This is a genomic window from Streptomyces sp. NPDC059828 (assembly GCF_042731955.1).
In the GTDB taxonomy this organism is placed as follows: domain Bacteria; phylum Actinomycetota; class Actinomycetes; order Streptomycetales; family Streptomycetaceae; genus Streptomyces.
This window is the reverse complement of the sequence record NZ_JBHWIW010000014.1, coordinates 1-23,551: the sequence shown is the minus strand read 5'-3', so window position 1 is coordinate 23,551 and position 23,551 is coordinate 1. Positions and strand designations below refer to the sequence as shown.

Genomic DNA, 23,551 nt, shown 5'->3' with positions numbered 1-23,551 from the left:
CGCAGCCCACCGAGGCGCCCCTGTGTGCCTCGGTGGGCTGTTCTGTTCGCGTCAGTGCACAGCAGTGAAGCGGCAGTTGAAACTGCCGATGGTCTTCCGGGAATTCTGCCGATCGGGCCGGAAGTGCCGCCCTATCGTCGAGACCACTACCCGCAGCGTCGTTAATTCATCGGGGTTGGATGATGGAATCTCGCGGTTTCCCGTTCGTATCAGTCGCACGCCGGTTTCCGGACCGCACGGCCCTACGCCTCGGCGTCCGGTCCGTCACCTACCGGGAGCTGGACGAGCTGAGCGGTGCCCTGGCTGCCCGGATCGCCCCCGGGCGTACGGTGGCCGTCACCGGCAGGGACCGGCTCGACCATGTGGTCGGCCTGCTCGCCGCCCTCCGTGCCGGCGCCACCTACCTGCCGCTGGACAGGGAGGCGCCCGAGGAGCGCAACCGCTGGATCCGCGAGGACGCCGGAGCCACCCTCGCCTTGACCGACGGCGAGCTCGTCGGGGCCGACGAGCCCGGACCGGACTTCGCCGGATCCGTGAGCGAGCCGCACCGGGACCGGGGCCGCCACGGCCCCGAGTCCGCCGCGGGCTACCTCATCTACACCTCCGGCACCACCGGCCGCCCCAAGGGCGTTCATGTCCCGCTTGCCGCGCTGGCCGGTCACCTGGCCGCCGCCGTCGAGCGCTTCGGCCTGACCGAGCACGACGTGGTGCTGCACTTCGCCCGACCGACCGTGGACGTGGCCGTCGAACAGGTGCTCACCGCCCTCTCGGCCGGTGCCTGCATCCTCGTGCCCGAGCAGCAGTTGCTCGCCCCTGCCGCCGTGCTGGAGCTGCTGGAGGCCGAGGGCGTCACCGTGGCCAACCTCGCCGCCGGGTACTTCCAGGAAGTGGTGGCCGCGCTGCGCGAGGACGTCCGGCCGCCGCGCACCCTCCGTCTGATGATCTCCGGCAGCGACCGGCTCTACCCGGACGCCGCAGCCGGCTGGTACGCCGCCACCGGTGTCCCACTGCTCAATGCCTACGGGCCGACCGAGACCGTGGTCACCGCCACCGTCCACGAGCTGGCGGGCCCGGCCGCGGGGGAGGGCGACACGGTCCCGATCGGCCGCCCGCTCGGCGACCGCCGCGCGTACGTGCTGGACGACCGGCTGCGGCCGGTGGCGCCCGGCACGGCCGGCGAGCTGTACATCGGTGGCCCGCTGCTGGCCTCCGGCTACCACGGCCGCCCGGGACTGACGGGCGCTCGGTTCGTCGCGGACCCCTTCGCACCGGAACCGGGTGCCCGGATGTACCGCACCGGTGACGTGGTCCGGCAGGCCGGTGCGCATGCCGTGCTGGAGTTCGTCGGCCGAGCGGACCACCAGGTGAAGATCCGCGGCTTCCGGGTCGAGCCCGGCGAGATCGAGCAGGTGCTGGTCGGCCAGCCGGGCATCGCCGGGGCGGTCGTGGTGGTGCACGAGGGCCGGCTCGCCGCCTACGTGACCGGTACCGTCCCCGACATCGGCGAGCTGCGCGCCTACCTGGCCGAGCGGCTCCCCGAGCACATGGTCCCGGCGACCGTCACCCTGCTGGCCGCCTTCCCGCTCACCGCCGGCGGCAAGGTGGACCGGGCGGCGCTGCCCGAACCCCAGCCCGTGCCCGCCGCACCGGTCGCCGCCCGCCGCCCTCCGCGCACCCCCGCCGAGCAGCTGATCGCCGCCGTCTGGGCGGACGTGCTCGGGGTTCCCGAGGTCGGCGCCGACGACAACTTCTTCCACCTGGGCGGGGATTCGCTCACCGCCGTACGCGTGGTCGGCCGGGTCTTCGACGTCTTCGGCATGATCTCCCCCTACACCATCTTCGACGCACCGACCCTCGCCGAGTTCGCCGCCGCGGTCACCGCGGCCTCGGACGAAGGCGAGCGCCCGGCGCTGAACCGGACCGGTGCCACCGAGGCGCCGCTCGCGAACTTCCAGCGCGGGCTCTGGTTCCTGGACCAGTGGAACCCGGGCGCGCCGACCTACACCGTGCCCTGGGTGTTCCGCTTCGCCGGACCGGTCGATCCTGAGCTGCTCCGCCGGGCCCTGGCCGGCGTGGTCGACCGGCACGAAGCGCTGCGCACCACGTTCGAGCTGGGCGAGGACGGCCCCCGGCAGATCGTCCACCCGTCCGTCGATCTTCCCTTCACCGTCGTGGAGACCTCACCGGGCGCCCTGGAAGGTCTGCTCGCCGAGGCCGCACTGGTGCCCTTCGACCTGGAGGCCGGGCCGCTGGTCCGCGCCCATCTCTACCGCACCGGTGACACGTCCACGCTGCTGCTGCTCTGCCACCACATCGTCTGGGACGAGGGATCGCTCCCCGTCCTGGAAGCCGAACTGGCGGCCCTGTACGACTCTCTGGGCACCGGCCGCCCGGCCGCGCTTCCCGAACTCCCGGTCCAGTACGCCGACTACAGCACCTGGCAGCGCCAGGACGGCACCGCCGAGCGGCAACTCGACTACTGGCGCGAGCACCTGCGTGACACACCCACCGAGCCCGCGCTCCCCACCGACCGCCCCCGCCCCGAGCAACAGTCCTTCCGCGGCGCGTTCCACCGTTTCACGATGCCCCGCCCGGTCGCCGAAGCCGTCCGGGCGCTGGCCCGCAGCGAGGACGCGACGCCGTTCATGGTGCTGCTGGCCGGGCTCGCGCTCACCCTGCACCGGCGGACCGGCCGGCGCGACCTGGTGCTGGGGTCGCCGGTGAGCGTGCGCGGCCGTGCCGAACTCGACGCCCTGATCGGCTACTTCGTCAACCTGCTGCCGCTGCGTGTGCGACTCGAGGAGGGGATGGACTTCCGCGAGCTGGTCCGGCACGTCCGTGAGGTGGCGATCGGCGGCTACCGCCACCAGGAGGCGCCGTTCGACGCCATCGCGGGCGCCGTCATGGAGGAGCGGCCCGACGACCGCACCGAGGACCGCAACCCGCTCTGCCAGGTGCTGCTGGAACTGCACCCGCTGGACACCCGCCCGCTGACCATCGGCGGCACCGAGGTCACCCGCGAGCTGCACTCCAACCCGGTCTCCCGCTTCGACCTGTCGATCTCCGTCGACGATCGGGGCACCGACTTCACCGGCCGCTTCGAGTACGACTCCGACCTGTTCGATCCAGCCACCATGGCCGGACTGTGCGAGGCTTGGCTCGGCACTCTCGCCGCCGCCGTCGAGGTGCCCGTGCACACCCTGTTCGAGGACAGGGCCGCGCGGGACCCGCACGCCCTCGCCCTGGTCTCCGGTGAGGACCGCCTCGACTACGGCGCCCTGAACGAGCGGGCCAACCGTCTCGCCCACCACCTCGGCGGCCTGGGCATCGGCCGCGGTGACACCGTCGCGGTCCTGGTCGAGCGCGGACCGGACCTGGTGGTCGCCCTGCTCGCCGCGCTGAAGGCCGGCGCCGCCTACACCTTGCTCGACCCGGACTTCCCGGCCGGGCGGCTGGCCGGCGCGGTCGCCGACAGCGGTGCCGCACTGCTGGTCACCCAACGCGACGCGAGCCCGCCCTTCCCGGTCGCCCGCCACCTCGACCTGGACGCCGCGGCCGCCGCCGTCGCGGCCTGTCCCGGCCACGATCCGGGTTCAGCGGTGACCGGTACCGACCTCGCCTGCGTGATGTTCACCTCCGGGTCCACCGGTCGCCCCAAGGGCGTCGCCGTCCCGCACCGGGCCCTCACCGGCACGTATCTCGGCCAGGACTACGCCCGCTTCGGGCCCGACGAGGTCTGGCTCCAGTGCTCCCCGGTCTCCTGGGACGCCTTCGCACTGGAGCTGTACGGCGCGCTCGCCTTCGGCGGAGTGTGCGTGCTCCAGCCCGGCCAGCGGCCCGACCCGGGGGCCGTCGCCGAACTCACCCGCCGGCACGGAGTCACCCAGCTCCAGCTGTCCGCCAGCCTGTTCAACTTCCTTCTGGAGGAGTTCCCGGAGACCTACGACGACCTCAGGGTGGCCTTCACCGCGGGGGAGCGGGCCTCCGTCACCCATGTCGGCAAAGCGCTCGAACAGTGGCCGGACCTGGTCGTCGCCAACGGCTACGGTCCGGTCGAGAGCCTCGGCCTCACGACCTGCCACCGCGCCACCCGGGAGGACGCCGCCGGCGCGTCCATCCCGATCGGCCACCCGCTGCACGGCAAGGCGATCCACGTGCTCGACGCGCGGCTGCGTCCCGTGCCGGACGGCATCACCGGTGAGCTGTACGCGGCCGGCGGCGGGCTCGCTCTCGGATACGTCGGCCGGCCCGGGCTGACCGCCGAGCGGTTCGTGGCCTCCCCGTTCGGCGCCCCCGGCGAGCGGCTCTACCGCACCGGCGACCTCGGCCACCGGACGGCGGAGGGGGTGCTGGAGATCACCGGCCGGATCGACGACCAGGTGAAGCTGCGCGGCTTCCGGGTCGAGCCGGGGGAGATCGAAGACGCGCTCACCCGCCATCCGTTCGTGCGGGAGGCCGTCGTCACCGTCCATGAGCCCGCCCCGGGCGACCGCCGGCTGGCCGCGTACGTCACCGTCGCAGCCGGAGCTCCGGTGCCCGGCCCGGACGCGCTCCTCGACCACCTGGCAGGGCTCCTGCCCGAGCACATGGTGCCCGTCACCTATGACGTGTTGGACACACTGCCGCTCAACGCCAACGGCAAGGCCGACCGCCGGGCTCTGCCCGCACCGGTCGGGCGCCCCGAGGCCGCCCCGGCCGACCCGTTGACCCCGGACCAGCGGCTGGTGGCCGAGGCCGTCCGCACCGTCCTGAAACTGGCCGAGGACCTCGGTCCGGACGCCGACTTCTTCCGGATCGGGGGCGACTCGCTGGCCGCCGTACGGGTCGCCATGCGGCTTTCCCAGCAGACCGGCACCCGCGTCCCGCCGCAGGCGGTGTTCCGCGGCCGGACGGTCAGCGCCATCGCCGAACGGCTGGTCTCGCGATGACGCGGCACCAGTGCCGCCCCGCCCAGCCCATCAGCCCACCCGCCCGACCGAAGGGAACGAGGCCGTGAGCCCGTCTGCCGACCTGCCCGCCGCGCGGCCGACCTTCCCGTCCGCCGACCTGCCCGCCGTACCGCCGACTTCACCGTCCGCGGTCCTGCCCGCCACCGAAACGGCTGCCCGGGCAGCCGTGCCGGCCACCGATGCCGACCTGGTCCGCACCGCGCCGGTCTCGGGCCTCCAGCGCGGCCTCTGGTTCCTCGACCGGTGGAACCCGCAGGCCGCCACCTACACCACCCCCTGGACGTACGACGTCACCGGCCCGCTCGACCTCGCCGTGCTCCAGCGGGCGCTGGACGGCGTGGCCGCCCGGCACGAGGCGCTGCGCACCACCTTCGCCCTGCATCCCGACGGCCCGCGCCAGTGCGTCCACCGCACCCTCGCCATGCCACTCGCCGTCACCGACCTCCGCGAGCTGCCCGAACACCAACGTGGCGACCGTGCCGCGCAGTTGATGGCCGAGCGAGCCTCCGAGCCGTTCGATCTGACCGCGGGCCCCCTGCTGCGCGCCGAGGCGTTCCGGCTCGCCGACGACCGCACCATGCTCCTGTTCGTGGTCCACCACATCGTCTGGGACGGCTGGTCGGCCGAACTCTTCGACCGAGAACTCGCCGAGTTCTACGCGGCGTTGAGCGAGGAACGGGTACCCGTACTGCCGGCGCTCGCCGCCCAGTACGCCGACTGGGCGGAGGAGGAGCAGTACGCCTCCTACGAGGAGCACCTCGCCCACTGGAAGCAGAGTCTCGACGGTGCCCCCACCCTGCTGGAGCTGCCCGGCGACCGGCCGCGGCCCGCCGAGGGCAGTCAGCTCGGCGCCACCGAGCCGTTCGACCTCGCACCCGGCACCGCGGCCCGGGTGCGGGCGCTCGCCGAACAGGAGGGCGTCACCCCGTTCACCGTTCAGCTCGCCGCATTCGCCCTGCTGATGGGCCGCTGGACCGGTGCCGACGACCTGCTCGTCGGCACCCCGGTCACCACCCGCAACCGTCCCGAACTCGGCGATCTGATCGGCTACTTCGTCAACCTGCTGCCGATGCGCGTCCGGCTGGCACCCGACGCCACCTTCCGCGGGTTGCTCTCGGACGTCCAGGACGGCGCCTTCGACGCCCTCAGCTACCTCGATGTCCCCTTCGACCAGTTGGTCGACATGCTCGGGGCCACCCGCACCCCGCAGCACCCGCCCCTGGTCCAGGTGGTGTTCGGAGCCCACGCCGAGGACCGGGCGCCGTTCGCGCTCGGTGCCGCCACCGCCGAGCGCACCGTCCGCTCCAACGGCACCAGCAAGTTCGACCTCACCTGGTCCGTCTTCGAGGACACCGGCGGCGGCGACCTGCGCGGTGAAGCCGAGTACAGCAGCGACCTCTTCGACGCCGACACCGTGCGCCGGCTCGCCGCCGACTACGCCGGCCTGCTGGACGCCGCCCTCGCCGACCCCGACGCCACCGTGCTCCGGCTCACCTCCGCCGGGCGGCCGCACCGCCCTGCCCGGCTCGGCCCGGGCCACTGCCTGCACCACCTCTTCGAGCGCGCCGCCGACGCGTACGGCGACCGGCCCGCCGTCAGCGACCAGGACGGCACCCTCAGCTACGCCGAACTCGACCGCCGTGCCAACCGGCTTGCTCACGCCCTGCTCGCCCGCGGAGTGCGCCCCGGCGACCGGGTCGGCCTGCTGCTGGAACGCACCGCCGCCGTACCGGTCGCGATCCTGGCCGTGCTGAAGACCGGCGCCGCCTACGTGCCGGTCGACCTCGCCGCCCCGGCCGACCGGGCGGCGCTGGTCTTCGGGGACACCGCCGTCACCCTGGTCATCACCGACCGGCCCGACCGCGCCCCCGACGGCCCCTGGTCGACCCTCGACCTCGCCGCCCGAGCCGAGGAGATCGCCGACCACCCGGCGGTCCGGACCTCCCCCGCCGGCCGCCCCGGCGACATCGCCTACCTCATCTTCACCTCCGGTTCCACTGGCCGTCCCAAGGGTGTCGCCGTCGCTCACGAGCACGTCAGCCGCCTCCTCGACTCCGGCCGGGACCACTTCGGCTTCGGCCCGGACACGGTCTGGACGCTGTTCCACAGCTACGCCTTCGACTGGACGGTCTGGGAGCTCTGGGGCGCTCTGCTGCACGGCGCCCGCCTGGTCGTCGTCCCCCACCTCACCAGCCGCTCGCCCGAGGAGTTCGCCGGTCTGCTCGACGAGGAACGGGTCACCCATCTCTGCCTCACGCCCTCGGCGCTGCGTCAGCTCGAGCCGGCGCTGCGCAGCCACCCCCGGGCCCTGCCCGCGCTGCGGTGGATCATGCTCGGGGGCGAGGCGCTCGACCCGGGCGTGGTCCAGCGCTGGCACGACCTCGACCCGCTGCCGCCCGCCCGACTCTGCAACCTCTACGGCATCACCGAGACCACCGTCCACGTCACCACCCACGACGTCGCCGAGGGCGGCGCGGGCTTCGAGCGAAGCCTGATCGGCGAGCCCATGCCGCACCTCACCGCGCTCGTCCTGGACGACTGGATGCGCCCCTGCCCGCCCGGTGTCCCCGGCGAGCTGTACATCGGCGGCGGCAGCCTGGCGCACGGCTACTGGGGCCGCCCAGGCCTCACCTCCGGCCGCTTCGTCGCCGACCCGTACGGACCGCCCGGCGCCCGGCTCTACCGGACCGGTGACCTCGCGAGGCGGCTGCCGGAGGGCGGGCTCGAGTACGTCGGCCGGGCGGACTTCCAGGTGAAGCTGCGCGGCTTCCGGATCGAGCTCGGCGAGATCGAGAACGCCGTCGCCGCTCACCCCGAGGTGGACGCCTGCGTGGTCACCGTGCACGACGACCGGCTCGCCGCGTATGTCACCGGGTGCTCATCGGACGGGCCCCGGGACCTGCGCGACTTCCTCGGCCGCTCGCTGCCCGAGTACATGATCCCGGCGAGCACCACCGTGCTGGACGCGCTGCCGCTCACCGTCAACGGCAAGGTCGACCGGGCCGGGCTGCCCGCGCCCGACCGGGCCGCGCCTGCTCCGGCCGGCCGGCACGTCGAGCCGCGCACGCCGGAAGAGGAGTTGTTCGCCGGGGTTTGGACCGAGGTGCTCGGGGTCGGCGGGATCGGCGTCCACGACGACTTCTTCCACCTCGGCGGGGACTCGATCCGCGCCGTCCAACTGGCCGGAGCCCTGCACGACCGCGGCTGGCAGGTCACCCTGCGGGACGTCTTCAACGCGCCGACCGTCGCCGAACTGCTGCCGCTGGCCCGCCCGGTGGCCGCCGACCCCGCCGCGGACCGGCCGTTCGCGCTGATCGCCGACGAGGACCGGGCCGAGCTGCCGCCCGGGATCGTCGACGCCTACCCGATGGTCTCGATGCAGCTCTCCATGGTCTTCCACATGGAGGTCGCCGGCGGCACCGACAGCTACCACAACGTCAACTCCTACCGGATCACCGGCGCCCTGGACGAGACCGCGCTGCGCCGCTCGGTCGACGAGGCGATGGCCCGGCACGCCGTTCTGCGCACCGGCCTCGACCTCTCCGGCTACGGCGAACCCCTCCAGCTGGTGCACGGCACGCTGCCCGTCCCCGTCGAGTTCGCGGACCTGCGCGAGGCGACGGAGGAACAGCAGGACGAGCAGATACGCGGGGTCTTCGACGACCATCGGGACCGGCCCTTCGACCTCGCCGAACCGCCGCTCTTCCGGATCACGGTCCAGCGGCTCGCCGGCGACGCCTTCCAGCTCACCATCTCCGAGCACCACGCCATCCTCGACGGCTGGAGCTTCACCTCGCTGCTCACCGAGATCCTCGAACGGCACACCGCGCTCGCCGCCGATCCGGCCTCCGCGCCCGTCCCGCCGCCGCGCACCGCCTTCCGGGACTTCGTCGCCGTGGAACGCGAGGCCGCCGCCGACCAGGAGTCCCTGGCGTACTGGCACCGGCGGCTCGACGGCGCCACCGGCCAGCTCTGGCCCGGCAGCGAGGACGCCCACGAGCTGCCACGCACGGTGGAACGCGTGCTCCCCGACGCCCCCGGGCAGCTGCGCGCGGTCGCCGACGCGCTCGCCGTCCCGGTCAAGTCGGTCGCGCTCGCCGCCCATCTGCACGCCCTCGCCCGGATCACCGGCCGCCGCAGGGTCACCACCGGGCTGGCGATGAACGGCCGACTGGAACGGCTGGGCGGTACCGAGGTGTACGGACTGTTCCTCAACACCGTCCCGCTGGTCGCCGAGCCGGACGAGGACCTGGCCGCCCTGGTGCGGCACGTGCACCGGGAGGAGCTGGACATGATGCCGCACCGCCGGGTGCCGTTCGCCCGGTTGGCCCGGATGATGGCCGACACCGCGCTCGACAGTCAGTTCGGCTACCTGCGGTTCCACGCGCTGGGCCGGCTCAGCGCGGCCCGGATCGAGGACAGCCGGATCGGCTGCGAGCCCACCCTGCGGCACGAGCCCAACAGCTTCGCCTTCGGCGCCTCGCTGATCCAGGACCCGGTCTCGCACCGTGTGCTGCTCGCCGTCGACCATCAGCGCGCGGTGGTGGACGACGCCACGGCGGAGGAGTTCATCGACGCCTACGCGGAGGCGCTGGCGCGACTGGCCGCCGAGCTCTGACGCGCCACCTGGCGCGTGGCTCCGGGCCTCATGCTGCCGGTGCGCGTACGGCAGGGCAGGCACGTCCGGTGCCGCGTACGGCCGGACCGCGCTGTCGGTCACCTGCGGCCGGACCGGTACCGCCGGTCACGGGTTGCCGGTGCCGCGTCGGCAGCGTCGCGCGGCGGGTCACATACCGCCAGCCGTCCAGCGGCCCGACCGCTGCCGGCCACGTACGGTCCGCGCCACGTCGGACGGGGCCGGCGCGGCCGGACCAGCGCCGCTGGTCGCGTGCTGCCGCTGCCGCTGCCGCTGCCGCTGCCGCTGCCGCTGCCGCGTCGGGCCGGGCCGGCACGCGGTCGTGCGACGCCGGTGGCGCGTCGTCAGCAGTCGGCCGGGCACGTGTCCCGGCCACGCAGGGCAGGACCAGCGCGGGCGGCCGCGCGAGGTCGACGACGAACGGGCAGGCCCGCACGGTCGGACCGGTGCCGCGTCGGCAGCGTCGCGCTGCCGGGCATGGCTCCCCGCCCTCTGCGCCGGACAGCTGCCGGCCACGTACGGCCGGTGCCGGATGCGGCCCCGGACCAGCACTGCCGCTCAGTACCGCCGGTCACGCCCCGCCCGCCCGTTCTGCCCGCCCGACACCCTCACCCGACGCGCGCCGTGGGCCGCGTCCGGGCGGTGGGCCGGGACGGTTCCGCCCGCCGCCCCGACGCGGCACCCCTACATCGTGATCCACCCATCTCATCGACCACCGAGGAGCGCCCTCGCATGACCACCTTCGCCGAACCGTCCCTCACTGCCGCCGCACTCGGCCACAACCCGGCCCCCGCTGCCGACCTGCTGTCCCGTCTGCGCACCGCCGTCGCCGCCCACCCCGGGCGGTCCGCCGTGCACGCCGTCGACGGCAGCCTCGACTTCGCCGCCCTCGACCGCCGCACCGCCGCCCTCGCCCGCGCCCTTCGGGCGCACGGCGTCCGGCGCGGCGACCGGGTCGGCATCCACCTCGCCCGCACCGCCGACCTGCCGGTCGCACTGCTCGCCGCCTGGCGGTCCGGCGCCGCGTACGTCCCGCTCGATCCGGCTTACCCGGCCGAGCGGATCGCCTTCATGGCCGCTGACGCCCGCCTCGCGGCCGTGGTCAGCACCGACACCGCGCCGCCCGTCCCGGCCGGCGTACCGGTGCTCCGCCCGGACGCCCTCGCCCCGGCCGACTCCGACACCGACGACCCGGCGACCGAGGTCACCCCGCACCCGCTCGACTCCGCCTACGTCATCTACACCTCCGGCTCCACCGGCCGCCCCAAGGGCGTGGAGGTCCCGCACGGCGCCGTCGCCGACCTCGCCGCCGCCCTGGAGCGCAGCGGCGCCTACCGCCCGGAGCCCGGGGTCGTCGCCTGGAACGCCAGTGTCTCCTTCGACGCCTCCGTCCAGCAGTGGATCCGCATCTGCCGGGGAGACACCCTGGTGGTGATCGACGACGCCTGCCGAGCCGAACCGGCGCGCCTCGCGCAGCTGCTCGCCGAACACGGCGTCACCGACCTCGACCTGACCCCCTCGCACTGGCAGCTGCTCCGCGAGCGGCTGGCCGGCGCCCGCGTCCCGCGGCTGTTCATGGGCGGTGAGCCCGTGCCTGCCGGGACCTGGCGCGAACTGGCCGACGGCGGCATCGACGCGCTCAACCTGTACGGGCCCACCGAGTGCACCGTCGACGCGATCACCGCACCGGTCACCGGCCCCGGACCGCACCTGGGCGAGCCGCTGCCCGGCGTCCGCGCCTACCTGCTGGACGGCCGGCTCGCCCCTGTGACGGACGCCAGAGCGGTCGGCGAGCTGTATCTGGCCGGGCCGGGCCTGGCGCACGGCTACCCGGGCCACCCGGGGCTGACCGCCGGCCGGTTCGTCGCGGACCCGTTCGCGACGCAACCGGGCGCCCGGATGTACCGCACCGGCGACCAGGCCCGCCGCTCCGCCGAAGGCCTCCTGGAGTACGTCGGCCGGGTGGACCGCCAGGTCAAGCTGCGCGGTTTCCGGATCGAGCTGGGTGAGGTCGAGCACGCGTTGGGCGCCGTCTCCGGAGTGAGCGCCGCCGCGGTCATCATGCACGAGGCCGCGCCCGGGGACCACCGGCTGGCCGGGTATGTCACCGGCGCGGCCGTCCGCCCCACCGACCTGCTGGCCGAGCTGCGCCGCACCCTGCCTGCCCACCTGGTGCCGTCCACCGTGACCGTGCTGGGCGCCCTGCCACTCACCCCGAACGGCAAGGTCGATCACGAGGCCCTGCCCGCCCCGGCGGGGGACGCCGCCGGGCCCGAGTCGGCCGGCGAGGCGCACGCGGCAGGGGGAGTGGAGGAGCAGGTCGCCGAGGTCTGGCGCACGGTGCTCGGTGTCCCCACCGTCGAGCCGACCGACGACTTCCTCACCCTCGGCGGCCATTCACTCGCCGCCCTGCGCGTCGTCCACCTGCTGCGCCGCAAGCTCAACGTCGAGCTCCAGCTCCGCCACCTGCTGGACGCCGCCGACCTGGCGGGCTTCACCGCCGCCGTCCGACGCGCAGCCGAGGCCGGGCCCGCAGCCGCCCGCCCCAGCCTCACCGCCCGTCGTGAGGCCGTCCGATGACAACCCTGACCACCACGCCCCGCAGTCCCGCCGCGAGAGCGGCCCGCCCCCGGGCCGAGGGCGACTGGCTGCTGGTCCCCGCGCCCCAACCCCACCGCCCTGTCCGGCTGTTCTGCTTCCCGCACGCCGGCGGCGACGCCACGGCCTACACCCCGCTGGCCCGCGCCCTGGCCCCCGTCGCCGAGGTCTGGTCACTGCGCCCGCCGGCCCGTGGCGGCCGCAGCCGCCACCCGATGCCGCCGGACTTCGACGCCCTGGTGGCGGCCGTCGCCGAGGCGCTGACCCCGCACCTGACCGGCGGAGACGGCGGCCGGTTCGGCTTCTACGGACAGAGCTTCGGCGCTCTGCTCGCGTACGAGGTCGCCCGGGCACTGCCCGCCGACCGCCGTCCCGAGTTGGTGGTGACGGTGGGCGCGCCGTCGCCTGCCGAATGGGCCGAGCGCGAGACCAGGGACCTGGACGCGACCGAACTCCTCAGACTCACCGGGCTGGAGGAGCTGGTCCGGGCGGATCCGGACCTGGTCGAGCTGGCTCTCGGCGCCATCCGCACCGACCTTGCCGTCAGCGCCACCTACCGCCACCGTCCGCACGCCCCGATCGGTTCCGCGCTCCACGCACTGGCCGGGGCGGACGACCCGATGCTCGCCACCACCGGCCTCACCGGGTGGGCCGCCCACACCCGCGGCACCTTCACCCACCGCGTCGTCCCCGGCGGGCACCTGCTCGCCACCGTCGACCGGCCCGGCCCGGTCGACCTCCTGGCCTCTCTACTGGCGGACCGTCACGCATCCGCCCCGTCACCCACCGCACTCAGGGAGCTGTGATGCCGACCATCACCACGACAGCCGTCGACCTCACCGACCCCGGCCTCTGGGCCCGGCCCGACACCCCGGAGCTGGTCGCCGAACTGCGCCGCGAGGCCCCCGTGCACCTCACCGACACCGTCGACGACGGCCCCGTCTGGTCGGTCCTCACCTACCGGGAGTCGGCGGACGTGCTGCGCAACGCGGCCGTGTTCAGCTCGGAGTCCGGCTCGCTGCTCGGCTCGGGGGAGGGCAAGGTGCCGGTCGGATCCGGCCGGATGATGGCTCTCACCGACCCGCCCCGCCACCGCGAACTGCGGGCCCCTGCGAACCCGTTCTTCTCCAAGGGCGGGGTACGCGGCGCCGCCCGCTCGATCGCCGAACGGGCCGGCGAGCTCTTCGACCGGGCGGTCGAACAGGGCGAGGTGGACCTCGTCGACGTGGTCTCCGCACTGCCGCTCGCGGTCATGTGCGACCTGCTGGACGTCCCCGAGAAGGACCGCGACATGATGGTCCGGGTCTGCGACGTGGCCTTCCTCGGCCGCACACCGGAGGAACGGCGAGCCGGACACCAGCAGTTGATCCCCTATCTGCTGCATCAGGTGATGCTGCGCCGCTCCGATCCGCGCGACGACTTGATCTCCATGATGGCCACGTACAAGGTCGGCGGGCGACTGCTGCCCGTCGAGGACGTGGTGCTCAACCTGGACAACATCGTGGTGGGCGGCGTCCAGACCGTCCGCCACACGGCCGCCATGGGATTGCACACCCTGGTCCAACGTCCGGACCTCTGGCGCAAGTTGCAGCAGGGCGAGGTGTCCATGGACTCCGCCGTCGACGAGCTGCTGCGCTGGACTTCCGTGGGCCTCCACACCCTGCGCACCGCCACCCGGGACATCGAGCTGGGCGGACGGCAGATCCGCCGAGGCGACCGGGTCGCGGTCTGGGTGTGGTCAGCCGACCGTGATCCGGAGGCCTTCGACCAGCCCGAGGAGATCCGGCTCGACCGCTCGCCCAACAAGCACCTCGCGCTCGGTCTGGGCGCCCATTACTGCATCGGTGCCCCGCTAGCCAAGGCGGAGCTGAGCGCGCTGTACGCGGCCGCACTCGAGAAGGCGGCCCTCATCGAGCCGACGGGGCCCGTCCAGTACAACCGCTCGATCATCAACTTCGGCCTGGACCACTTCCCCGTCCGCCTCACTCCGCGATGACCCACCCGCTCACCTGAGGACACGGCAACGGCCCATTGGGCGACGGCATCCCGGCGGGTAAGACCCCACGCCGGAGGGGGCCGGGCAGCCCGGATTGTCAGACTCCGCCCAGCCGGCAGCAGGAACCGCCACCGGGCACCGGCACCCCGCCCGCGCCGTCAGAACGGCTGCCACAGCGACCGGGCCACGGCGATCGGAGGATGACGCTCGAAGCGCTCGGCAGCTGGACAGACCGCGTGGTCGACCGCTTCCCCGCACCGCTTGAGAGGTGGTGTCATGGGTGGCAGTCCAGGCCGTCGAGACTGCCGCCACGTCCGTCGCGCAAGTCGTTGTGACTCCCGAGGGCACGCGGAAGCGCACGCCGTGGACGGCGCCGCCGCGCCGTACGGACCAGAGCCACCGCGTACCGCCCGGCCCGACTGCCGCCGTCGGCGCCTTGGGCGACCGGGACGCACCAGGCCATCTCGGACGACCCCGGCTTCGCCGACGCCGGCACGGACGACCTGGACGTGAACGTGGACGAGGCTCGGCGTCAGCGCCCTGACCGGGGAACCGGACAGGGCGCTGACGGCGTTGGAGCCGGCGCTGCGGGCCGAGCGGTCGCGAGCCCGCGCTGCGCACGTCCCCACTCCCCACCTCGGAGTGCCGACCTCTGCTGCCCCCGCCACCTCGCAGCCGCCTCCGCAGGGGCATGACCGCCCCACCCGGTGAATCCTCCCGGCCAGAGCACCAGGTGGCAGCCCGCTGCCACCCCGGCAGGTTCCTAACTGCCTCTCACCTGCCGCATCTTGTGCCGCTCACGCCGGGCCGGCGCCCCTAATTTCGAATCGCACCCCAGAGCATCTCTCACCTACGGAGACCACCATGAGCAACCCGTTCGAGGACGACAACTCCGGCTACCTGGTCCTGGTCAACGACGAGAACCAGCACTCGCTCTGGCCGGTCTGGATCGACGTGCCGGCCGGCTGGACCACCGTCCACGGCGAGGCCACCCGCCAGGAGTGCCTCGACTGGATCGAGGCCAACTGGACCGACATCCGCCCGGCGAGCCTGCTCGCCACCCTCGACCAGCGGTGAGCGCCGCCATGCCGAACTGGGAACTGAACCCCGGCCGCCCGGCCCTCGCCCACGTCCCGGCCACCGCAGGCCTCGCCGAGGCCTGCGAGTGGCTGCGGGCGAACGAGGCCGCGCTGACCGCCGCACTGCACGAGCACGGCACGATCTTCCTGCGCGGACTGCCGGTGGCGCAGAGCGCCGACGTCGCCGCCGTACGTGATGTGCTGATCCCCGAGCCCACCCCGTACCGGGAGAAGGCCACTCCGCGCAGCGACTTCGGCAACGGCGTCTTCTCGTCCACCGACCTGCCGCCCGACCAGTCGATCCGGATGCACAACGAGAACAGCTACACGCTGACCTTCCCCGGTCGGTTGCTCTTCGCCTGCCTGACCGCCCCCGAAACGGGGGGTGCCACCCCGACCGCCGATGTCCGCAAGGTCCTCGCCGGACTCCCCGACCACCTTGCGGAGCGGGGCCGGTCCTCGGGCTGGACGCTCACCCGCACCTACTCGGACTACATCTCGCTCGGCTGGCGCACCGCCTTCGGCACCGAGGAGCGTGCCGACGTCGAGCGGTACTGCCGGGAGAACGGCATCGCGTGGGAGTGGCAGCCGGACGGCAACCTGCGTACCAGCCAACTGCGTTCGGCAACCGTCCACCATCCGGGTACCGGGGAGGAGGTCTGGTTCAACCACCTGGCCTTCTGGAACGAGTGGTCGCTGGACCCGGACATCCGGGAGGCGATGGTCGACGAGTTCGGCCCGGACGGCCTGCCGTTCAACACCGGCTTCGGCGACGGCGATCCGCTCTCCAAGGAGGACGTGGACGCCCTCAACGCGGCTTATGACGCCGCCACCGTCCGCGAGCCCTGGCAGGTCGGGGACGTGATGCTGGTCGACAACGTGCTCTGCGCGCACGGCCGCGACCCGTTCCGCGGCGACCGGAGGATCGCCGTCGCGATGGGCCGCCCCGTAGACCTCCTGGACTGCCGGCCCACGGTGCGCCCCACCACCGCGGTCGCGGCCTAGGCAACCCCCCAACACCATCCACGCCGTGACGTGAGCAGAGGAAGCACCGTGATCCCGGTTTCGTACGCACAACAGCGTCTCTGGCTTGTCGACCAGATCGAAGGGCCGACCGCGCTCTACAACCTGCCGTTCGCGGTTCGCCTGCGCGGTGTGCTCGACATCGCCGCGCTGCGCGCCGCCACGGCGGACGTGGTCGCCCGGCACGAGGCCCTGCGCACGGTGTTCCCGGTGGCCGGGGGAGTCCCGGTGCAGCGGATCCTGCCGTCGGCGGAGGCGGAGATCGCCTTCGAGACGGTGGACTGCTCGCCGGACGAATACCCCGCACTACGGGACCGGGCCGCCGCCCGCACCTTCGATCTGAGCGCCGAACTGCCCATCCGGGTCACGGTCTTCTCGCTCAACCCCACCTTGCCCACACCGCCCACCTCGCCCTTTGGCGATCCGTCCACCGAGCACGTGCTGCTCGTCGTGCTCCATCACATCGCGGGCGACGGCTGGTCGCTCGGCCCGCTGCTGCGCGACCTCGCCGCCGCCTATGCCGCCCGCCTCGACGGTTCCGCCCCCCCATGGGAGCCGCTGCCGGTGCAGTACGCGGACTACGCGCTCTGGCAGCGCGAGCTGCTCGGCGACGAGACCGACCCCGACAGCCTGATGACCCGTCAACTGAACTACTGGAGAGGAGTGCTGTCCGGTCTTCCGGAGGAGCTGGAGCTGCCGGTGGACCGCCCCCGTCCACCCGTCCCGACCGGGACCGCCGACGCCGTGTCGTTCGGTTACGGCCCCGAACTGCACGCCGCGCTGGCCGATCTGGCCCGCGGACACCGCGCCACCCTGTTCTCCGTCCTCCAGGCCGGACTCGCCGCGCTGTTCACCCGGCTCGGCGCCGGCACCGACATCCCGCTCGGCACCGGCGTGGCCGGCCGATCCGACGAGGCGCTGAACGACCTGGTCGGCTTCTTCGTCAACACCCTGGTGCTGCGCACCGACACCTCAGGAGACCCGTCCTTCACCGAGCTCCTCGGCCGGGTCCGGGAATCCCAGCTCGATGCCTTCGCTCACCAGGACGTGCCGTTCGAGCGGCTGGTCGAGGAGGTCAACCCGGTCCGCTCCCTCAGCCGCCACCCCCTGTTCCAGACCCTGCTCGTACTGCAGAACCACGAGGAGGGTGAACTCGCCCTCCCGGGACTGGAGCCGGCGCCCGAACCCCTCGGCCTGCGCGTCGCCAAGTTCGACCTCAACATCGGCATCACCGAGCGGCACACTCCCGACGGCGCCCCCGCCGGCCTCACCGGATCGGTCGAGTACGCGGCCGACCTCTACGACCGCGCCACCGTCACCACCCTGTTCGAGCGCCTGGGCCGGTTGCTGGCCGCCGCGGCCGACAGCCCCGAGGCGCCGATCGGCACCCTCGACATCCTCGCCCCCGAGGAGCGCGGCCGCCTGTCGGACGAGTGGAACGCCACCGCCGCGCCCGTCCCGTGCGGCTCGCTGCCGGAGCTGTTCGAGGCCCAGGCCGGTCGTACCCCGGACGCGGTCGCGCTCGCCCATGACGGCGGCACCGTCGGATACGCCGAGCTCAACACCCGCGCCAACCGGCTGGCGAACCATCTGATCGCCTGCGGTGTCGGCCCGGAGTCCCCGGTCGCCCTGCTGATGGAGCGCTCGGTCGACCTGATCGTCGCCACCCTGGCCGTGCTCAAGGCCGGCGGCTGCTACGTCCCGATGCACGCGAGCCTGCCACCGGAGCGGATGGCCGCGCTGCTCGCCGACACCGCCGCCCCGGTCCTGCTCACCGACCGCACCGACCCGGGATTCCCGCACACCGCCGTCGTGGTCCGACCCGGCGACGAGGCGGCCGCCCCGGCGCACGACCCGGCCATCCCGGTCCACCCCGACCAGCTCGCCTACGTGATGTTCACCTCCGGCTCCACCGGCACCCCCAAGGGCGTGGCGGTCCGCCACCGCGACGTGGTCGACCTCGCCGCCGACCGCCGCTGGCAGGACGGCCGACACCGGCGGATCCTGCTCCACTCCCCGCACGCCTTCGACGCCGCCACCTACGAGTTGTGGACACCTCTGCTGTCCGGCGGCACCGTGGTCGTCGCCCCGCCCGGCAACCTGGACGCCGCCTCCCTGCATGCCGTCACCACCCGGCACGGCGTCACCGCCGTCTTCCTCACCAAGGCGCTCTTCGACCTGGTCGCCGAGCAGGCCCCGGAGACCTTCCGCGCCCTGCGGACCGTCTGCACCGGCGGCGAGGCCGCCTCCGGCACCCTGATGCAGCGCGTCCTCGACCGCTGCCCCGACCTGCTGCTCGCCCACGTCTACGGGCCGACCGAGGCCACCACCTTCGCCACCCACCACCACCTCGTCCCCGCCGACCTGGCAGGCTCCCGGCCGCCGATCGGCGCCCCGCTCGACAACATGCGCGCCCACGTCCTCGACGCCCGACTGCAGCCCGCCCCGCCCGGCGTACCCGGTGAGCTGTACGTGGCGGGCGCCGGCCTGGCCCGCGGTTACCTCGGCCGTCCGGCGCTGACGGCCGAGCGTTTCGTCGCCGACCCGTTCACACCGGGGGAGCGGATGTACCGCACCGGCGACCTGGTCCGCCGCCGGACCGACGGCGCGATCGAGTTCCTCGGCCGCGTCGACGGCCAGGTCAAGCTGCGCGGCTTCCGGATCGAGCTGGGCGAGATCGAGGCCGTGCTGTCCCGCCACCCGGCCGTCCGCCAGGTCATCGTGATCCCCCGCGAGGACCGCCCCGGCGACACCCGGCTGGTCGGATACTGCTCGGTGCTCGGCTCCGCCCTCGATGGGAACTCCGCACTCGGCGCCGACCTCAAGCAGTTCGCCGCCACGACCCTCCCCGGCTATATGGTCCCCTCGGCCGTGGTCGTACTGCCCGCCCTGCCGCTCAACGCCAACGGCAAGGTCGACCGGCGTGCGCTGCCCGCCCCCGAGCTGGGCGCGGACACCGCCGGCCGTGGTCCGCGCGACGAGCGGGAACGCACCCTGTGCACCCTCTTCGGCGAGATCCTCGGCATCGACGACATCACCATCGACGACGACTTCTTCGAACTCGGCGGCCACTCCCTGCTGGCCACCCGCCTGGTCGGCCGGGCGCGCACCGAACTCGGCGCCGAACTCGCCATCGGCGACCTCTTCCAGGCCCCGACCGTCGCCGCCCTCGCCGCCAGGCTCGCCACGGACCCGGGCCGGCCCGTCCTCCGCCCTGAAACCCGGCCCGAGCGCCTGCCGGTCTCCTTCGCTCAGCGCCGGCTGTGGTTCCTCGGCCAGGCCGAGGGCCCCGCCGCCACCTACAACGTCACGCTCGCCCTCCGGCTCACCGGACCACTGGACGCGGATGCCCTGGAACGCGCCCTCGGCGACGTCGTCGCCCGCCACGAGACGTTGCGTACGGTGTTCGGCGAGTACGACGGCGTCCCGTACCAGCGGATACTGCCCGCGCCCCCCGCCCCGCTGCTCACCGTCACGGACCGCCCGGTGCAGGAGCTGGTCGGCCACACCTTCGACCTGGCCGTCGACGTACCGGTCCACGCGTATCTCCGCCCCGAGTCGCCCGACGAGCACGTGCTGCTCCTGGTGATGCACCACATCGCCAGCGACGGCTGGTCGCTGCGGCCGCTCTTCCGCGACCTCGCCGATGCCTACGCGGCCCACCGTGATGGCTCGACACCCGAATGGGAGGCACTGCCGGTCCAGTACGCCGACTACACCCTCTGGCAGCACCGGCTGCTCGGTGCGGAAACCGACCCGCAGTCACAGATCTCCCGCCAACTCGACCACTGGAGGCAGGCGCTGGCGGGCCTGCCGGACGAGCTGCCGCTCCCGCTGGACCGCCCCCGCCCGGCCGTCGCGAGCCACCGGGGCGATGTCGTCCCGCTGGCGCTGGACGCGGACCTGCACGCGCGGCTCGCCGAGCTGGCCGCCGGCCACGGCGTCACCCTCTTCATGGTGCTCCAGGCCGCCTACGCCACCCTGCTGCACCGCTTCGGCGCCGGCGACGACCTGCCGATCGGCACCCCCCTGGCCGGCCGCCTCGACCCGGCCCTCGACGAGCTGGTGGGCTTCTTCGCCAGCACCCTGGTGCTGCGCACCGATCTCACCGGTCGGCCCACCTTCGCCGAGCTGCTGGCCCGGGTCCGGGAGGCCGATCTGGCGGCCTACGCGCACCAGGACGTGCCGTTCGAGCGGCTGGTCGAGGAGCTCAACCCGGCCCGCACGCTGGCCCGGCACCCGCTTTTCCAGGTGATGATCGCCTTCGACAACACCGCGGGCGGCGGCCCCGCGTTCCCCGGCACCCGCACCGCCTATGAGCCGCTCGGCCTGCCCACCACGGCTTTCGACCTCACCCTCAACCTCTCCGAGCGTCACCACCCGGACGCCACCCCGGCCGGCCTTGAGGGGGGCCTGGAGTTCGCCACCGACCTGTTCGACCGGGCAACCGCGGAACGCCTCGCGGACGCCCTGCTGCGTCTGCTCGCCGAGGCCGCCGACGACCCGCACCGCCCGGTCGCCGAGCTGGACGTACTGGGTGTGGCCGGCCGGGCCGGGCTGGCCGAGTGGCACGACACCGCCCGGCCCGGTACCGACGTCCTCGTCCCGGTGGTTTTCGCGGCCCAGGTGGCCGCGACCCCGGATGACACGGCCCTGGTGTTCGGGGAGACCCGGCTGGACTATGCCGGGCTGGACGCCCGTGCCAACCGGCTCGCGCACGGCCTGCTCGCCGCGGGCATCGGCCCGGAGAACGTGGTCGCGCTCGCCCTACCGCGTTCCGCCGATTCGCTGGTCGCCGTGCTCGCTGTGCTGAAGGCCGGTGCGGCGTTCCTGCCGCTGGATGCCGAGTACCCGTTGGAGCGCACCGCTCACATGCTGGCCGATGCCCGGCCTGCGGCCGTGCTCACCAGCGCCGGCTGGCCGTTGCCCGAGGCGCTGGAGGGTCTCGCCGTCCTGGACGCCGACGAGCGGGCCTGGGCCGACCAGTCGGCCGACGCCCCGCCCGTCCGCGTCACCCCGTCGAACGCCGCCTATGTGATCTACACCTCCGGCTCCACCGGCCGCCCCAAGGGCGTGGTGGTGAGCCACGGCGGCCTCGCCAACCTGCTCGCCTTCCACCGTGACGAATCCATCGCCGCCACCCGACAGGCCCACCCGGGGCGGAGGTTCAGGTTCGCCCAGACCGCTTCGCTCTCCTTTGACACGGCCCTCGAGGCCCTGCTCTGGATGGTCGCGGGCCACGAACTCCACCTGCTCGACGACGACCTGCGTCGCGACGCCACCGCGATCGTCCGCTACGCCGAGCGCACCGGCACCGACGTCCTCGACGTCACACCCGGCCAAGCCGAGCGGCTCGTCGAGGAGGGCCTGCTCGACCGCTGCCCGCCGGCCCTCATGATGGTGGGCGGCGAGGCTCTCGGCCAGAATCTGTGGACCACCCTCACCGCCGCCGACGACACCATCGTGCTGAACATGTACGGCCCCACCGAGTGCACCGTCGACGCGCTTCACCACCGCCTCTCCGGCGACCCGCGCCCGCTCATAGGCCGCCCGCTGCCCAACCTCCGCGCGCACGTCCTGGACCCCGGCATGCGGCCGGTCCCGCCCGGGGTCCCCGGCGAGCTGTACCTGAGCGGCGTCGGCCTGGCCCGCGGTTACCTCGGCCGTCCGGCGCTGACGGCCGAGCGTTTCGTCGCCGACCCGTTCATGCCGGGGGAGCGGATGTACCGCACCGGCGACCTCGCCCGGCGCCGCCCGGACGGCCGACTCGAGTACCTGGGCCGCACCGACCACCAGGTCAAGATCCGCGGCTTCCGGATCGAACCCGGCGAGATCGAGACCGTCCTGACCGCCCACCCCGACGTCGTTCAGGCCGCGGTGCTGCCATACACGGACGGCACGGACGGCGCCGCAGGCACCCGGCTGGTCGCCTACGTCGTGGCGCACACCCCGCTCGACCCGGCCGTGCTGCGCGCCCACGCGGCCGCCGCTCTGCCGGACTACATGGTCCCGGCGGCCTTCGCCACGCTCGAAGCACTGCCGCTCAACGTCAACGGCAAGCTCGACCGGGCCGCGCTGCCCGCGCCCGACTTCGCGGCGACCACCGGCGGCCGGGCGGCCCGTACGGCGCGCGAGGAGATCCTCTGCGGCCTGTTCGGGGAAGTGCTCGGTGTGACGGGACCGGTCTCGGTCGATGACGACTTCTTCGCTCTTGGTGGGCACTCGCTCCTCGCCACCAGACTGCTCAGCCGAATCCGTTCGGTGCTCGGCACCGAGATCGGGGTGCGGGATGTCTTCGAGGCGCCGACGGTGGCGGGCCTGGCGATGCGGCTGGACGGTGCCGGGGCCCGGCTCGCGCTGACGGCCGGTGAGCGCCCGGAACGGCTTCCGCTCTCCTTCGCCCAGCAGCGGCTCTGGCTGATCGACGGAATGGAGGGGCCGAGCGCGCTGTACAACATGCCGCTCGCCCTGCGTATGACCGGGCCGCTTGATCTGGCCGCCCTCGAACTCGCCCTCGGCGATCTGGTCGCCCGGCACGAGATCCTGCGCACCGTCATCGCCGAGCACGACGGCGAGCCCCACCAGCTGGTCCTCGCCCCTGCCGACGCCGCGCTCCCGGTCGAACTGCTGGACTGCGCTCCGGAAGCGGTGGACGCCGAGGTCGACCGGGCCGCCCGCCGCTCCTTCGACCTGGCCACCGAACCGCCCGTCCGGGTCACTCTCCTCCGGGTCGCACCCGAGGAGCACGTGCTGGTCGTCGCGCTGCACCACATCGTCGGCGACGGCTGGTCGATGGGCCCGTTGCTGCGTGACCTGGCCGCGGCCTACGCCGCCCGGTGTGACGGCGCGGCCCCCGAGTGGCAGCCGCTGCCCGTCCAGTACGCGGACTACGCGCTCTGGCAGCGCGAGCTGCTCGGCGACGAGGACGACCAGGAGAGTCTGGTCTCCCGCCAACTCGCCTACTGGCGCGCTACTTTGGCCGACCTGCCGGAGGAACTCACGCTCCCCGTCGACCGGCCGCGCGGTGCCCGCGCCGACCATCGGGGCGACCGGGTCGCCCTGCCGATCGGTGCCGAACTGCATCGGGCGCTGGTCGAGCTGTCGCGCGAGCACCGGGTCACGATGTTCATGACGCTTCAGGCCGGGCTGGCCGCTTTGCTCACCCGGCTCGGTGCCGGTACCGACGTGCCGATCGGTTCGGTGGTCGCCGGACGCTCGGACGAGGCACTGGACGACCTGGTCGGTTTCTTCGTCAACACCCTGGTGCTGC

Annotated in this window: 8 protein-coding genes; all 8 read left to right on the top strand. The window is 73.6% G+C overall.

The window, feature by feature from the left end; genetic code table 11:
• The first annotated feature begins 179 nt into the window (after positions 1-179).
• A complete protein-coding gene (locus ACFV6V_RS11365; RefSeq protein ID WP_385562439.1) occupies positions 180-4,928 on the top strand; it encodes an amino acid adenylation domain-containing protein in 4,749 nt (1,582 codons plus the stop codon).
• A gap of 64 nt (positions 4,929-4,992) precedes the next feature.
• Complete coding sequence (locus ACFV6V_RS11360) at positions 4,993-9,567, top strand: amino acid adenylation domain-containing protein (RefSeq protein ID WP_385562437.1); 4,575 nt, start codon at positions 4,993-4,995, stop codon at positions 9,565-9,567.
• A 750-nt stretch (positions 9,568-10,317) separates the two neighbouring features.
• Positions 10,318-12,165, top strand: a complete 1,848-nt coding sequence (locus ACFV6V_RS11355; RefSeq protein ID WP_385562434.1) for a non-ribosomal peptide synthetase — start codon at positions 10,318-10,320, stop codon at positions 12,163-12,165.
• On the top strand, positions 12,162-12,989 hold the full coding sequence (locus tag ACFV6V_RS11350) for a thioesterase II family protein (protein ID WP_385562432.1): 828 nt from the start codon (positions 12,162-12,164) through the stop codon (positions 12,987-12,989). The genes ACFV6V_RS11355 and ACFV6V_RS11350 overlap by 4 nt, the downstream gene beginning before the upstream one ends.
• Positions 12,989-14,179: a cytochrome P450 gene (locus ACFV6V_RS11345; protein ID WP_385562430.1), complete on the top strand. Its 1,191-nt coding sequence runs from the start codon at positions 12,989-12,991 to the stop codon at positions 14,177-14,179. The genes ACFV6V_RS11350 and ACFV6V_RS11345 overlap by 1 nt, the downstream gene beginning before the upstream one ends.
• Positions 14,180-15,043: 864 nt before the next feature.
• Entirely contained in the window at positions 15,044-15,256 is a 213-nt protein-coding gene (locus ACFV6V_RS11340; protein WP_361280659.1) for an MbtH family protein, read from the top strand.
• Positions 15,257-15,264: 8 nt separating this feature from the next.
• Positions 15,265-16,263 (top strand): TauD/TfdA family dioxygenase, encoded by a 999-nt coding sequence (locus ACFV6V_RS11335; RefSeq protein WP_385562636.1) that lies wholly within the window; start codon positions 15,265-15,267, stop codon positions 16,261-16,263.
• Between the two features lie 48 nt (positions 16,264-16,311).
• Positions 16,312-23,551 (top strand): amino acid adenylation domain-containing protein (locus tag ACFV6V_RS11330; RefSeq protein ID WP_385562427.1); only part of this gene is annotated, 7,240 nt, incomplete at its 3' end.